The sequence below is a fragment of the Myroides sp. LJL115 genome, from assembly GCF_054871665.1.
The window spans coordinates 37,178-55,109 of the sequence record NZ_JBTXLS010000016.1; the positions used below are offsets into that span (position 1 = coordinate 37,178).

A 17,932-nucleotide genomic window follows, 5' to 3' on the forward strand; every position below is an offset into this window, starting at 1 on the left:
TAATAAAGATGTAAAAACAAAACAAATGTAGAGCACCATCATGTTAAAAACGCTCTATTTTTTATCTTAAAAACACTAATAAAAAATGTATCTTTAGTTTTTAGTAAACAAATCTAACCTACCCTATTACATACACTTATGAGAAAACTTTTTGTATTTCTACTGCTTATTATATATGGTAGTAGTAACGCCCAACAATATGATAAAGTCTTTATTGAGAAATCAAAAGTAGATAAAAACAATGTAGTCTATCGTGTAGGAAGCAATTTTTACTATATGGTAAAAATCCAATCCGAAAATAAAGAGTATTATTTAGATAAGGCGCAAAAAGACTCCCTTACCACCAATAAAAATGAAGCTATTGATGAAATTCAATTATCTGTGGTTAAATCAAAGTTATTTGGTAGAACCAATAAAAACCAAACAGAGATAAAGTATAGTGATTACCCCAATCCTACTTTTAGAACTTCTACAGGACTAGTAGATAACCAAGAGAATATTTGGCTACATCCTCCGCGCTTTGGCTATTTAAAAGCTTTAGAAACTTGTCCTTTTCCTTATATTAAACTGCAAGAAAGGACAGGGTTCACTTGGACAGATCAAATGAGTATTGCCCCTTATTGGGGTGATCCTAGATGGGGAGTGTGGGAAGGAAGATTACTTTTAAACTACACCTATGAAATCCAGGGTCAAGACACTCTAACTACCCCACTGGGAGAGTTAAAAACTACAAAAGTGTATGGTATAGCTACCACTGATATTGGACAAAGTTCTTTAGTGGCATATTTTAATGAAACCTATGGCTTTGTAAATTTAGAGTATACTTTATTCAATGGAGATATAATTATATTAGAACTCCAAAGGACTACTTTTGAGTAATCTAGTTGTTCTTTTAATTCACTAAAGCAATGCTACTTTAGATAAGCGAACTGCTAATTCAGCAGAATCACTTCCTGTATATGTTATTGATTCTTGATCAATTTACCGATAATAAAAATGCCCTAAAAGAACAACTTCTAATAGGACATTTTTAAAGAAATAAAAGATGATCAAGCTCTAAAAGTCAAAGCTATAACTTACTTTGATTCCAACACTACTTGTTTTTAATTTTTTACCACTTACCTGGTAGCCACTATTTAAAGTAATAGCATCATTAAATACTGGGCGGTATTCTACTAGATCTGACTCATTGCTACGAGAAAAACCTTCATTTGTTATACCAAGATCATAAAATACTGATACTTGAATTAAATCATAACTAGGCAGCTCAAAACTAGTTCCTACTTCTAATAAATAAGACACTCTTGCTTTTACATCCGTGTTTACACTATGCTTGAAATCTCCAAAATCTCCAAAACCAGCAAAACTCGGCTCTTTGAACTCCACGTCATATTCTGGAAAATAACCACTGGTTTGTAGATTATTCGCCTGTAAATCTATTTTACTATTTAAGTTGATTCCAAATTTAAAACCTGTTCTAGCATAAAGCTTCCTTTGATCTAAAAGCTCATACTCTACTAAAATAGGGATAGATAATCTTGTGGTTTTAAAGGTTTCTTCAAAACTACTGGTGCGGTACTTAAAAATAAAGAATTCTCCCTCTGGATCAACATAATTACCTTGGCCGGTTAAACCTTCGTTTTTGAATGTATTTTGACTCATGGAAATTTCCAGTCCAGCAATCAAACTCCATTTATAGTTTAAAGGAAGGTTATAACTAGCACCTAATCCAAAATTACTTCCTGCCTTTGTGCTAAAACCTTCAGCTTTAGCTCCAGCAAAATTGATCCCTGCCAAAAGATATAGCTCTACTTTGCCATCAGAAAAAAAACTACTTCCATAGGGAGCAGCAATAAATTCCAAGTCTCTATCTTTTTCAAATAATTTATATTTTTCTGAAAATGTCTTATTCTCTAAAGGATTCTTCCTTAAGTCATTCGCAGCAAAGCTTGTTGAAAAGCTAAGTAGTAGTAAGCCCATAAAAATGGACTTACTAATTGCTTTCACTCTACTTGCTACTTGGGGCTGCTGCCCTTGTAAATTTGAGGTTACTCTATACATAGCATTATTTTTTGATCATAATAGATATTGATTCTTGCTTGTCTTTGTGTTTTAGCACTAGGAAATAAACCCCATATGCTAAGTTGGCTTTAATGGTTATAGTAGATACGGGTTTATCTAAATTACCAAAATCCACTAACTTACCTTGAGAGGAGAATATACGGTAAGAAGCCCCCATAAAGTCTTTCTCACTAAAATCATACTTCACCGATAATTGCTCTCCAACACTTACAGGATTGGGAGCCACCTCTACCTTTGTTGTATAAATAGATTCAAACCCTATTGGACAAGTTGTAATGCTTTGTCCGTCTACAGTGGTTAAAACTGCGGAGTAAGAAGCCTCCCAATCAATGGTATCTGAACTACTATTTCCTTGACTATATACCTGCCCTTGCTCTAATAACTCTCCATTTTTATAGATTGCAAAATCTTTAAATACATAGCCTCCATTTGTCTTTGGATTATTATTAATAAAGAGTAGATTATCGTACTTACTAAGTAGGATCTTCGAACTACTTACATTGGATTTTAACTTAATTTCATAGACTTGCGTCTCGCCTTGCTCATTTGATGCAGCAAAAAGCACATAATCTTGAACTAGTTGTCCATCAACTGTTGCAATTCGTATTTCACGAGAAGGCTTAATCTGCACAGATTCATCGGCATCTACTTTAATTACAAGATCCTGTCCTTCATCAATACATCCCAAGTCAATGGTCTGATTGGGAGAAATTTCTGGATAATATACTCCGTTTATAGAAATTCCCTTTATTTCCACATCCTTAATGTCGGAACTTTTTACCACCAAACTCTGGGTTGCATAAGCAGCATTGTAATTGGCACTTCCCTCTTGTTTTGCCGTTACGCTCATGCTTCCAACAGCCTTAATACTTACCAATCCAGTTGGTGTACCTACAGCAAAATCCGCAGGAAGTATATTGGCATAAGTATAACTAACTGGTAAACCACTAGAGGCAGTTGCATTTAGCTGTAAGCTTTTCGTAGATGGGTAATCTACAATTATCTGTGAATCAAAATTCATAATTACTTGATCTGCCTTCTCGATGATAAAATCACCAGGAATGAAACTTAAATAGTAATTTTCATTGGCCAGTAAACTTCCTTGCTCTATGTCATAATGACCTGCATTCTCTCCGGGTTGTCTAACTAGTTTTCCACTTAAAACATTTGCTTGTAAATCCTGGTTTACTAGACCACTTACTTTATAATTTAAAACTGGGTCTACTTGTTTATAAACTTTAGATGTATTTAAAGCCTGTACCTGCAAGCTTGCCTTTGTGATTAATAAATCTGCTGGCTCATAGCTTAGCTGATAATTTCGCCCAGCATTTAAACTTCCTAGTAAAATAGCATACTTACCAGTATCCTCCCCTTGTTCCCTTTTTAAACTTCCCTGCATCACCTCTTGTGGGTTTTCAGATTCTAACAGCCCTATTACACTATAAGTTAAACTAGGGTCCTTTTGGCCATATACTTTGGTTTGATCCTCAGCCACAACAGTTATTTGCAATGGAGTAATAGTTAACTCATTTGATGTGTATTGCGTTTTATAATTCTTTGTTGAACTTAAACTTCCTTGATTAATAACATATGAGCCAACATTTTCCCCTGGTTCACGAGTTAACTTACCTGTTAGTACATCTTGTACTAAGTCCGAGTTAACAAGTCCTTTTACTTTATAACTCAAAGGTGGATCTACTTGGGAGTACATCTTAGTTATAGCATCTGCTTGTATATCTAAAATAGCAGCAACAATAGTTAAAGTACCTGGAGTGTAACTTACTTTATAGTTACCCGATGGACTTAAACTTCCTTGTTCAATAGGGTATTGTCCAACATTTTCTCCTACTACTCGGTATAACTCACCACTTAGCACATCATTCGCCTGAAGTCCACTTACTTGATAAGTCAAGTTAGGATCCTTTTGGCCATAAATCTTAGATGCATCATCTGCGGTGATACCAACACTAGCTTGTTCGATAGTGAATTTACCCACTTCAAAATTCATAATGTAATTGAAGTTTGGCTTTAGGGTAGATTTTTCAATCCAGTACACACCAACATCTTCTCCTTGTTCACGAGCAATATTTCCGGAAAATACCTCCTTGGAAGTATCTTGACCTACTAAACCTTCTACGCTATAGGTTAAACTTGGATCTTTCTGTCCATAAACCTTTTGCCTATCAGCGGCTATTACTTTAATTCTACTTGGAGTAATTTCAAAAATAGACTCTATAAAATTGATAGTAGAATTGTCACTTGCTACTAATGTCCCTTGTTTAATTTGATATATATCCACATTTTCGCCTGTATCTCTTAAAAGATTTCCACTTAAACTTACCCCTTGTTTTAAGCCTGAATAACTATAAGTAAGTTGAGGATCTTCCTGTCCATACACTTTGGTTTGTCCCTTAGCAATAACCGTTAAGATATTCCCTGTAATAATCAAAGATCCTTGCGAATATTCCACAGTATAGTTAGGCGAGGTACTTTGTAAAGTACCTTGGTTGATTTTATACTCTCCTTGTTTCTCTCCTTGTTCTCTATTCAAGGTACCTTGTAGCAAATCTTCTGGGTTCTCCATATTAACCATTCCACTTACTACATAAGTAAATGCAGGATCTGGCTCATTTTCTACCTTACTTAACGTATTGGCTCTGACTTTAAGAACACCAGGAGTAATTTGTAAGTAATTGCCTTTAAATACAAGGTTATAGTTAGACGAAGCCTTTAAGGTGTTTTGCTCAATAGCATAACTACCTACTTGTTCACCCTGCTCTCTTTGCAGCTCTCCACTTATAACTGCGCCTTGGATATCCTGATTAGTTAAACCTTTTAATTCATAGGTTAAAGATGGATCGCTTTGACCAAACTCCTTGACTTTTGGATCTACCTCAAGGACTAGTTCAGCTGGAGTAATACTTAATACACCAGGTACAAAGTTTACTCTATAATTAGCACTAGCCTTAATACTTCCTTGAGTAATTGGATACTCTCCTACATTAAACCCAGGTTTACGATATAAGTCACCTGTGATAATACTAGATGTGTCTTGATTCACAAGTCCATTTACCTGATAGGTTAAAATTGGATCAGCTTGTCCATATACCTTAGTTTTATCTTGTGCTAGAATAGTTAAATCTCTAGGAGATATAGTTAAATTAGCACTTTGATAAGTAACCACATAATTGTTACTAGGCATTAAATCACCTTGGGTGATTTGATAACTTCCCACATTCTCCCCAGGTTGACGATACAAACTACCCGTTAAAACATCTTTACCTAATAAACCACTTACCGTATAAGTTAGACGAGGATCTGCCTCCCCATATACTTTATTTTGCGCGATAGCCTCAATGGTAACAGGGGCCTTTTCTATGGTAAAGTACTCTGGATTTAAGGATAACTTATAGTTGTTATTTGCCTTTAAGCTACCCAATTGAATTAGATATTCTCCAGCATCTTCTCCTGGTTCTCTACTTAAGCTACCTCCTAGTACAACAGAGACATCTTGACTATAGACTAATCCACTTACTTGATAGGTCAAACTAGGATCCTGCTGAGCATACACCTTAGATTTCTTATCCGGTGTAATAGTTAACCTAGCTGGCTCTATTTCTAAAGTTCCTTCTATAAAAGTAATATATCTACCTAAAGAAGATACCAAGGTTCCCTGTGTAATTTTATAGGTCCCAACATCATTGCCTTCGGCGCGTATTAAACTCCCCTGTAGTGTTTCTCCATTTTGTAGACCTGTTACAAAATAAGTAAGACTTGGATCCTGTTGACCATAAACCTTAGTTTTATTTACAGCTACAACCGTTAAGTTACTATCCGATGTGATGTAAAACTGATTCTCTTTAAAACTTAGTTCATAATTTGAATTACTCACTAAATCTCCTTGAGTGATAGTATATACACCAATGTCCTCACCTGTAGTTCTATTTAAAGTACCACTTAATACTTCATCTTGGGTATCTCCATGAACTAAACCTTGTACCATATAGGTAAATAATGGATCTTTAGCTCCTTTGATTTTGCTAGCAGCATTAGCCGTAACCTTTAATGTGGATGGAGTAATAGTAAACACACCATTTTCCACAGAAAGTGAATAGTTACTAGAAACCTGGATATCTCCCTGTGTAATTTTATAACTACCAACTTGCTGACCTTGTTCTCTTATAGGTTGGCCTGAAATAATGGCATCACTAATTAAATCCTGTCCTTTTAGACCCATTATATCATAGGTTAAAACTGGATCTATCTGTGAATAATCTTTTTGTTTATTATCTAAAATAAGACGTAGGTTACTCTTTGTAATACTAAAGTCATTACCTACAAATTCGATACTGTAATTATCATTAGCCTGTAGACTACCTTGCTCTATAGCATAAACTCCAACATTTTCTCCCCAAACTCGAGATAAATCACCACTTAAAACCTGGTAAGCTGCATCAAAATTAACTAGACCTTCTACTTGATAGTCTAATTTAGGTTCTAATGTCCCGTAAATTTTGCTTTTAGCATTAGCCTTTACAGTTAAACTAGCAGGTGAAATTGTTAAAGTACTTGGCTCGAAAACAAAATTATAGTTTCCACTAGGACGTAAACTTCCTCTTTCAATGGCATAACTACCAACATTCTCTCCTAAAGCACGTGACAAACTACCACTTAAAACATCTTGGTTTTTTAATCCTGTTACATTATAGCTAAGAACTGGATCTAAACTACCATAGATTTTACTACTTGGATTAGCGCTAATAAGCACATCAGCTTTTGTTATAGTAAATAAGCCCTGTGTAAAGCGAAGTTTGTAGTTAGAGTTAGAACTTAGATCTCCTTGTTCTATAATATACTGTCCTACATCTTCTCCCTTATGACGAAGAATATCCCCACTTAAAACTTGCTCTTGTTGATCCTCTAGCTTTAATCCATCTACTTGGTAGAGTAAAGAAGGGTCTTCTTGCCCATAAACCTTTTGATTATTTAAGGCATTTACAACAAGCTCAGAAGGGGTGATTCTCAAAGTTGCATCCACAAACAAGATAGAGTAATTATTAGAGGCCTTAAGACTACCTATGGTAATTTTATACTGACCGACATCTTGACCATTACCTTGCTCAGCACCAATGGCTATACTCTCTCTAGATAAGCTCCCCATTAAGTACTCCCCTGGCAGTAACCCTGATACTTGATAGGTTAAACTTGGATCTAAATCTCCGTAAACTTTAGTTTGGTTTTGTGCAACAACAACAATTTGACCTTGTGTTATTAGCAATTCACCAGACTGAAATTCAATAACATAATTATCATTTACAGATAAACTACCTTGATCGATACTATATGTACCTATTTGTTCTCCTTCAGCACGAGATAAACTACCACTTAAAACATCAGCTGGTTTGTCATTGTTAAATAAAGGCGATAAAGAATAAGTTAAAGCAGGGTCTACTTCTCCATAGCTCTTTGCTTTAGAATCTGCATTTACTTGTAAAGTAGCAGGGGTAATTGAGAAGTTACCAACTGTAAAACCTACTTGATAATTATTAGATAGGACCATTTGATCTGTTAGTATCTCATAACTACCTACACCCTCTCCTTGAACTCTGTATGGTGATCCACTTAGGATAATATCCTCTTGGAAATCTCCCTCTACTTGTCCAAGAATTCTTACCTCTAAGATAGGATCTACTTGTCCATATACTTTACTTTTGCCTTCAATTACAATTTCTAAATTAGCTTTTTTAATGGAAAATACAGCTTTTTGAAAAGAAATCTCGTAATTATCTCCTGCAATTAAGTTTCCTTTTTGTATATCATAATCTCCTATGGACTCCCCTTGAGCACGGGTCAAGTCCCCTTTAATAACTTGAGAAGCAACATCCCATTTAGCTAACCCCTCTAATTGGTATTCAAACTTTGGATCTACTTGTCCATATAACTTACTAGAAGGGGTTGCTTTAACTATCAAACTAGCTTTAACAACGGATAAAGTTCCTTCTATAAAGTCCAATTCATAGTTTTTTGAAGCCTGAAGACTACCTTTATTTATACTATAATCCCCTACATTCTCACCTAAGTTACGCTCAAGCACACCGGTTAAGGAATCTGTACCTACTAAGCCAATCGCCTTGTAAGTTAACTTTGGATCTACTTGTCCATAAGTCTTAACCAATGAATTAGCTTGTACTGTTAACACCTTAGGAGTAATGGTTAAATTGGCTGTACTGAAGTTAATTTTATAGTTATCCGTAGCTTGTAAATTACCTAATTGTATTAGGTAATCTCCCACATTTTCTCCTTGTACTCTAGATAATTTCCCGGTTAAAATACTTCTATCCTCTGTATAAACAAAACCATTCACATCATACTTAAATACCGGATCACTCTGACCGTATTCTTTGCTTACTTCCTGGGCGGTTACCACAAGATCCTTTGGAGTAATTCTCAATTTACTAGGGGTGAAAACTATGGTATAATTACTATTACCTTGGGAGTTGGTAACTCTTAAATTTCCTTGTGTAATTTCATATTCTCCAACATCATCACCTGCTACCCTCTCTAATTCTCCCTCAATAATTTCTCCTGGCTTTAATCCATATACATCATAAGTTAATTTTGGATCACTTTGTCCATAAACCTTAGTTAAGGCATTAGCAACAACCGTAATTGTGCTACCTACAATAGTAAATTGACTAGGTGTGTATGCGATAGAATAATTACTATCAGCCACAAGACTACCTTGGTTAATAGTATAAGAGCCTACTTCCTCTCCAATTGCCCTTTCTAATTTTCCTGTTAAAACATCTTCTTGTTTATCGTGGTTGGTAAAGCCAGTTGCTACAAAAGAAAAAGCATCTGGATCTTTTTCCCCGTAATATTTTCCCGAAGGATTAGCCTTTACTTCTAAAGTAGCAGGTGTAATTTGAAAATCTGTGTTTACAAATTCATAAATATAATTATTACTTACTTTTAATTCATTTGTATTAAGAGGATAAGAACCTACATCTTGTCCTTCTTTACGCTTTAAATTTCCACTAACAACATTTTCCTGTATATCTTCATTGACTAAGCCCTTTACACTATAACCTAAAATTGGATCAACTTGGCCATATACTTTAGTAGACTTGTTGGCAATAATAGTTAAATCTGCAGGTAAAATAGTAAAATCTGCACCAGTAAAATCCAAGGTATAATTTGCATTAATCACTAGGTTTTTAGCCTCTACACCATATGTACCAACATTCTCTCCCTCAACTCTATTTAACTGACCATGGACAATACTATCAATATGATCACCTTGACTAAGTCCTTTATAGGTATAAGTTAATATAGGATCTTTTTGTCCATATACTTTACTTTGTGTATCAGCAGTAATAGCCAGTAGAGAAGGTGTAATAACAAAATTATTACCTACAAAATTTAGCGTATAATTATTTACAATAGACAAATCTCCTTTGGAAATAAGGTATTTTCCAACGTCCTCTCCTTTTTGACGCTTTGGCAAACCATATACCACATTATCTTGGATATCTTCCCATTGTAGCCCAGAAACCTCATAATTTAAAATAGGATCCTCATCACCATATACTTTTTGACTTGCGAGTGCTTTAACGATTAATTCAGCAGGGGTAATAGTGAACCTTGCAGGTACAAACTTTATAGTATAGTTAGAATTTACTCCAAGCAATGTACCTTGATTAATCCAATAAGTACCGTTAACACTCTCACCAGTGGTTCTACTTAAATTCCCTTTTAATTGATTCTCCGCAGAGTCACCATAAAAGAATCCACTTGCTTGGTACTTTAATTCTGGATCAGACTCTCCGTAAATTTTACTTTCTGTCAATGCTTGAACAGTAAGTTGAGCTGCGTGAATTTCAAAAATGTCACCTGTGAAGTTTAAGCTGTAATTTTCATTAGTCGCAAGGGTTCCCTTCTCTATGTTATAGCTACCTACATTGTGGTTAGCCTTATCAGAACGCTCCAAAGATCCTTTTAAAACCCACTGATCATCCCCATTAACAAGTCCTGATACAGTGTAAGTGAAATTAGGGTCATCCTGCCCGTAAATTTTGCTAGCTGCATTGGCCTTAACATTTAAGCTTGCTGGTGTAATAGTTAAATCACTTCCTTGGAATTTAAGGGCGTAATTATTATTAGCCTGTAGATCTCCCACTAGAATAGCCCACGTTCCTACATTCTCTCCTAGTGTGCGGGATAAGCTCCCTGTTAAAACAGCTTCCTTGTGATCCCAAGGTGCTAGTCCTTCCACTTTGTAGTCTAAGATAGGATCTATTTCTCCATAAACTTTAGTTTGAGGATTTGCTGTAACAGTTAATATATTCCTAGATATAACAAGGTTAGCCTCTTGATAAACTAAGTTGTAATTAGGACTCACCGATAAATGATCTCCCAAGATTGGATAACTTCCAGCTGCATAACTTGTAGAAATTCGGTATAAATCCCCTTTAATAGTATTGTCTTTTGAATCTCCATTTACCAAACCTTGTACCTCATAGGTAAAAACAGGTATCGCCTGACCATACAAAACACTTTGGGCATTAGCCGTTACTTGTAAATTAGCTTGTACAATCTTATACAAAGCAGGTGTAACAACTATATTGTAATTCCCTGTAGGGTCGGATAAACTACCTTGAACAATTGGATAATTTCCTACATTGCTACCTGTACTTCTAGTTAATTCTCCTTCTAAAATACCGATGGTATCTCCGTATTGTAAATTTTCAGCCTTAAAAGTAATAGGTAATATCTCACCACCATAAACCTGAATAACTTCATCAGGTACTATGGTTAAAGTAGCCTTTGTAATTACTAATTGATTTGCATTATAAGAGTAAGTATAGTTATTTGTTTTAAGAGCTAAGCTTCCATTTTCAATAAAGTAAGTCCCCACATTGATAGGTTGAGAAACCACAGCATTATTTTGGTTATAGCTTAGTTGTCCTTCAAATACATCTTCTTTTTTATCGTCTGCTTTTAAACCTATTACTTCATAATCAGCATTAGCAATAGCCTGTCCATAAACAGCTTGATTGCTTTTGGCATTAACAACAACTGCAGCAGGGGTAATAGTCAAAGTTGCTACTAAAGTTTGAGGTTGGTAATTTTTCCCATAATCAACAGTAGCCGTTACTGTATACTCCCCTACATTTTTAAATGAATTACCTTCATTCTCATAAGTAACGCCTTGTGTTACCTCTTGATTAGTATCGGTAGATGTTACAAAAATACGTTGGTCCCCACCAGAGTAAGTTGCTGATTTACTTTCAAAAGAAAGATTTCCAATTACAGCCGGAGTTATTGTTAAGGTAGATTCTACCTCTGTAGGTAGATAATTTGACGTGCCATCTTGTCTAGTTACAGTAGCTACCACTTTATAAGTACCTACATCAGAAGGACACTCACTACTTGAGGTGTTATCACTTGTATTGGTATAAGTATATTCTACTTTATCGGTTGATTCGTTTTGTCCTGTTAAGGTCAAACACAATTGCTTATTTTCATATACTTCTATACTTCCATTAAGTGAAAGCCCACTAATTGGTATTGCTTTGATTGTAAGCACAGCCTCTAAAGGCACAATTGGCTGAACATTCTCATTTTCAAAACTAGCCACTGCATTGTATACACCCGCGTTTACAGGAGGCTCAGTTGTGGAATTACTCTCTCCTTGCAAAGTATAGGTAATAGTGGTTTTTGTTTCTGCAGGTAGATTTCCTACTACTGCAAGTACGTGGGGATTACCATCATAATTAAATTCAGCATTTTCAAAATGTATTTCTCCTGCATCTATAGGTAAGATAGTTAAAATAGCCTCGGCAGTATAAGGCAAATAATTGTCATTTCTAACTACTGTTACCTCTACAGTATAAACTCCAACGTTTATAGCCTGATCAACCACATTACCATCACTATTTTTGTATATGTAAGTAGGTGTATCACCACTTTCTAATCCACTCACAGTTATTTCTTTGGGTGTACCATCATAGCCAACATCAACTCCTTTGAAGGTCAAGCCTGGAATTTCAATTGGGTTAATAACTAAAGAACTAGTTTGAGTCCATACACTATAATTTGGCGTTTTATCTATCACGGCAGTTACCTCATAGGTGCCAACTTCTACGGGACCTGGCGCTATAGTATTCCCTTGATCATCCTTGTAGGTATAGGTTACTTCATTGTCTTGTATAGCTGCACTATTTTCACCAGAAATCTTTAAAAAGATTTGATTTCCAGTATAGTCTATAGTTGCCCCTTTTAACTCAATTTCTTCTATGTCTGCAGGATTGATAGTCAAGGTAGCCTTGTACTCTTGTGAATTATAATTAGGATTAGTTACTGTAGCTATTACTAAATACTCTCCTACATCACTTGGAGCACCAGAAAGTGGAGTATCTCCTTTAAAATAAGCATAGGTTACATTACTATTCTCAGGTAATTCTCCTTGAAGAGGCAAAGTAAAAGTGTCCCCCGTATATTCAAAATTAGTATCACTAAGACTTAATCCAATAAAATTAGCCTTTTGTATAATTAAACTACCGTCAGTCCTAGTTACATCGTAGCTAGATTCATTAGTTAGTGTTACGTCTTTTGTTAAAATACTATAGGTATCAGCTCCGTTTATTTCTGGAGTTATAGAAAGAGTACCTGATATTTTATCATCATAATATAAATTCCCCTTAACTTGGTATTCAAAGGTAGGAATAGGATCTCCGAAGGTTATAGTATAACTTTTAGCAATAATTTCTAAAGGGGCTTTATTAATTATTACACTCTCAGGTTCTAGAGTAAAATTATAATTACCCATGCTACTTTGATTGGTTGTCTTGTTTTCGATAAGCAAACTACCTTGGACAATATTATATTGCCCAGCAGTTAGCGCGTTTCCTTCTAGGGCCAATGCCCCTGTGAAAGTATCAAAACTAGCTATGCCATTCTCGGAAACACTATAAGATATATCACCTATAGGCTCGCCGTATTGTTTTGAAACCCCGTGAGGTGTTACTACTACATCGCGTTTGTTAATCGAAAAACTAACGTCATCTACAAAATCTATATCTGCATTTTTATTACTTTGATATTCTTCTGGCAATAAAATAGAGTAATGCCCAACGTTAATACCTTGCTCTCGGGTCAATACTGGTTTATAATCTAAATTAGTTATATCTCCCTTAGTGGCATCTATATTATAGGTAAAAGACTGGGGTTCGGCATCCCCATAAATCTTACTTTGTCCACTATCTGGGGTAATAGTAACAGCTGCTTTTAAAATCTCAAACTTTTTATCAGAGTCTATTAATATTTTATAAGTTGCATTGCCATTTTCATCTTCTACACTATGTAAATCACTTGTTATATAATTGTACTTTCCTGCATCATCTCCTTCAACTCGTTTCAATGTACCTTCTACACCTCCTTCTTTATATGTACCCATAGCAACAGATACCTCATAGGAAAAAACAGGGTCTTTTTCTCCAAAATATTTACTACTAGCATTCGGGATTACATTCACCTCTGATGGTAAAATGGTAAAAGTACCCTCTGTAAAGGCAAGTTCATAATTATCTGGATCTGGTGTAATAGCTATACTACCTTGTTGGATTTTATATATTCCAACATTTTCTCCACTTTGGCGAACAGGATTACCTATTACCATACTATTGCCAGATAAGACACTGGTTGGATCTACAGAATATGTAAAGCTAGGATCCTTTTCTCCATAGTATTTACTTAAATTCTCAGCTTTAACTTTAACGCTATTTTTATGTACGATTACCTTTATCTCAACAACTTCACTAACACATAAGTTTTCATTTTGACTATAAACGAAATACGAAGTCTCTCCCACCTTTGCCGTAGAGGGCGTAAATGGCGTTTTTGTAGCGTTATCTGTATCCATTCCTCCATACTCATCACTTGGCATCCAATAAATATTATCTCCCTCTGCCTTTAAAGGCACAGCTTCATCACCAATATCATAATGTATTACTTCTTGAGTTACTGGAGGAGCTACAAAATCACAATCTATTTCATATGCCCCAACAGTCACACGAAAATTAGAGCTTCTAGGATTTGCTTCAAAATCTCTTGGATCAAGGTCAAACTTTTGTATTATATTCTCATAAGCCTTTCTACTTCCATTAAAAGCTGCAGTATTTCCATCTGGTTTTAAGGAAAAATAGGGCTGTGAAGAGTTTGCATCTTTAATAAATCCAGGGGCTTTTCTGCTATTACCACCTGTAGAGTGTCCAAACTCTAATCTTCCCATTGTCGATCCCTGTTGTAATCCTGTTGTAATAGTATTACTCATGGTATCCTTTCTTACACTTGCGTTACTTGCACTATAAAAGTAATTACGATAAGCTGCAGAACCACTAGTACCATTATCATAAATGATGGTATTTAAAGTAGAGGTCATTGTAGTCTCCTTTTTTTCCATACTTATTGCATATGCTCCTACAGTCGTTGGAGCATAATTATATGCTATAGTATTATTAATAGATACCAATCTAGTTGACTTCTCTATTCTAAAAGCTGCTGCCACGTTTTTACTTACGTTCCTCTCAATTAAGGAATTAATAAAGTAAATCCCATTGTTATCACCTTTATCAAGTCCTTGTTTATTTTCATCCGAAAATATTGTTCCGTTATTTCCAACATGATTTCCATAAAAATGGACATGAGAAAAAACAATATGAATATTACTTTTTTGCGATATATCATCATTAGACTCAGGACTCTGTGTAATAATAGTAATTGCACCACTATTGTATCCACTTACAGGAGTACTTCCCTTAAAAAACTTAATTGTTTTACGGTTATAATCACTATATGCTCCAAAAACGGATACCCCATCTATAATAACAGTAGTATTTGCTGGCATAGCAAAATACAAGATATGTGAAGGATTTTTGGTATTACCTGAAATCATACTTGAACTAGGATTACTACTATAAGGATTTAATTTAGTTGTATTACCTAAGTCACCACTTAATATTGTTTCATTAGCCCTCCAATTACGTTCGCTTTGCTTTTTCTCATTTCCTTTAAATCCCCCGTATATTTCAATACCAGAGGTTAGTAGAAAACCTGCATACTGCCAATTAGCTTGATCTTCAATAGGTTGTTTAGGAGGATTATTCTCATCGTAACGCATGTCGTACTTTGGATAATAAGTTCCCTCTTTAAGCCAAAGTTTATAACCATCTTTCCCCTCTGCCCATCTTAATGCATCGGCTAGGTCAACTCCTTTAGACCATGAGGATCCATCCCCTGTTCCCTTAGGAGTTACGTAAATAATGTTTCCAGATCCTGGAGAAATTTTAATGTCTGTTTGTCCGAAAGCTACGCTAGCAAACAACATTAAAAGTGCCATTTGTAGATATTTTACCATAATATACAATTAATATTATCATAAAATTACAAAACAACTATGTTTAAATCTACTAAAATAACATTATTTATAGAGAAAATAATAATAAAGTATATTTAAGAAGTAATTATTATAAATAAACTATAAAAAACACCACATCAAAAACAGTCAACAGCATATTGCATTTTATTATGATTCTTAATTTACAACAAGGCAACTAGCTATGTTTTTTCCAGACAAATAGCTAAATAAAACGATGGATCTTAAAAATAAAATCATCCAATAAACCAAGAGTAATATACAGGAAAGCTTCAATTTTTTTTAGATGTATCGCCTAACATTTGATCTTAGAATTTAAAGGTCTTACTAATTTTGAACAGCCCTTTAATCCAGCAGAGATTACCCCATTGGGACAGTACATTTTTGTAAAAAAAGTGCTCGTTAAAAAATGGGTGGAATATCCAATTAAAGGACACTCTTTGGTTAGAGCATTTATGAGCCAGCCCAAAAGAGTAATAATAAATAAACAACACACGGATTCCTTTGTTTTTCAAATTTCTCACATAAAGGATGCTTTTTAACCATGCTTTCTTTATTACTATTCCAGTCGCCTTTAACCCGATATAACTTATATAATCTACCTACCCCAGGATCTTCTAATTTTAAAAAATAGAATAAGTAGAGTATAAAAGTATTTTATACTTTTGATATCAGAACATATCTATAACACTATCAATATACATTCTCCATTCTGGTCTATCAGAGTATTGGGCATATCTTTTTGCTTTATTTATAACAATTGTATATATTTCACAGACAACGTCCATCTTTATACAAGAAATATAGTTGTGTTGTTCTACCAAACACCCTATATGCAAGTAGCTTTATAATTCCTTACCTGAATTATTAGTCAAAAGGCTAACAAACTCATCTCACTACACTATCAGAAAGTTCATTTTAACCTCTTGTTACTGCCAACTACAAGCCCTTTAACGTTTACTTGAATCACTTATCTAATAGCTACAAAGAAAGAGCTAAAGGTTATAAATAAAATATAACACCTCTAAAGCATCTTCTTTATTTTGTATTTTAACTTGAAGTATTTCAACAATCTGCACATTATTTTCTGATAATGTTATTTCATTCATTAAGTGATTAATCTCATTAATAGCATAATCACCTCCTTTTAAATAATAGTCTAAAGCTATTTTATAAATATTCTCTTCTTCGGTGAATTGTGTATACTTGTATTTATCAGAAACAGTTTGTAAAACAATATCAGTATTATTTGAATTATCCTTGACTTCTATCAGAGCTCTTAATAGTTCAATCATAAATGAGTTTGGTTCATTTAAGGTTGTAAATACAGATAATGCATCCTTTACCCTTCCCATTTGATATAGAAGCTTTATTTTTTCAATTTTATAAAAATCATCCTTGTTCACTTTAATCAGTTCATCTATAAAAAGAACGACAGAATCTTGTTTTTCTTTAGAGTGAGGTTCTAAATTCCATTTTTCGTAACTCTCAATATAATTATCTTCAATTTTTGATAACTTAATATTTTCAGATTTATTGCAGTTGGTAGTAATCATGAATACCCCAATTAAAAAAAACATCTTTGACATTGTTGAAACAATTTAAAAATTTTAAAAAGATATACTCGTTTTTTTTTCAATAATAGCGCAACTATTAACTGTAATAACCTACGAAGCTAAATGCTACTTAGACATAGTCCTAGTTAATTGGTTATTTCAAATTCTTAGTTAGATAGTGGGTTGCATACCCTTTTGGTCTATCTTTTAAAGTTGCTACGAGTTGGTAACCATTTTTTTCATAGAATGGTTTAGCTTGCCAACTTGTAGTTTCTACAAATGCTTTTTCACAATTATTTTCTATCGCAAATTGTTCAGCTGTTTTGATTAAGCTATTCCCTACTCCTTTGCCTCTACACTGCTCAGAAAGCCATAGTAGTTCAATGTGTAAAGTATTCCAATAACAAATTGCTCTTATACCTCCCACAATTTCACCTACTTCATTTCTTGCAAATACTGAAAACTTAACTTCAGCTTCATTAGGTTCAAGTTCTGGTATTGTAGTTTTATTATAGGTTGTTATTCCATCTCTTAAAACTTGGGCGTCTTCTTCTTTTGGATTAGTGGTTAATTGAATCTTCATTTGGTGATTGTTATTATATCGATCAGTTTCAATACAGCTTTTTATTATAGACAATTTAGTGTTTTTTTCTTTGATTAGGGCGCTTACATGTTTAGTTTCAAATAGAATAGGAGGCTGAAGATTATTTCTTCAGCCGACCTTTCACACCACCCGGCATACGGTTCCGTACCAAGGCGGTTCTTAACTTTACGATACTTTTAAGTAGATGTCATTTAGAGATGGATAACCTGCTCGTCTTAGTACTTGCTTATTTAATGTAGTATGGAGGACAAAACT

At 34.4% G+C, this 17,932-nt stretch carries 5 protein-coding genes; 1 reads left to right on the forward strand and 4 read right to left on the reverse strand.

Annotation, left to right across the window (positions count from 1 at the left end):
* Positions 1–138: 138 nt before the first annotated feature.
* Entirely contained in the window at positions 139–879 is a 741-nt protein-coding gene (locus ACYSNX_RS05955; RefSeq protein WP_461753764.1) for a hypothetical protein, read from the forward strand.
* A 177-nt stretch (positions 880–1,056) separates the two neighbouring features.
* Here ACYSNX_RS05955 and ACYSNX_RS05960 read toward each other — a convergent pair whose 3' ends face one another.
* The 4 genes from ACYSNX_RS05960 to ACYSNX_RS05975 all read right to left on the reverse strand — a co-directional run bounded on the left by ACYSNX_RS05960 (position 1,057) and on the right by ACYSNX_RS05975 (position 17,656).
* Positions 1,057–2,061 carry an outer membrane beta-barrel protein gene (locus ACYSNX_RS05960; RefSeq protein ID WP_461753765.1) on the reverse strand — a complete coding sequence of 335 codons (1,005 nt, stop codon included), beginning with the start codon at positions 2,059–2,061 and terminating at the stop codon, positions 1,057–1,059.
* Between the two features lie 4 nt (positions 2,062–2,065).
* Positions 2,066–15,499: an MBG domain-containing protein gene (locus ACYSNX_RS05965; RefSeq protein ID WP_461753766.1), complete on the reverse strand. Its 13,434-nt coding sequence runs from the start codon at positions 15,497–15,499 to the stop codon at positions 2,066–2,068.
* Between the two features lie 1,013 nt (positions 15,500–16,512).
* Complete coding sequence (locus ACYSNX_RS05970) at positions 16,513–17,106, reverse strand: hypothetical protein (RefSeq protein ID WP_461753767.1); 594 nt, start codon at positions 17,104–17,106, stop codon at positions 16,513–16,515.
* Between the two features lie 121 nt (positions 17,107–17,227).
* Positions 17,228–17,656, reverse strand: a complete 429-nt coding sequence (locus ACYSNX_RS05975) for a GNAT family N-acetyltransferase (protein ID WP_461753768.1) — start codon at positions 17,654–17,656, stop codon at positions 17,228–17,230.
* Between the last annotated feature and the right edge of the window lie 276 nt (positions 17,657–17,932).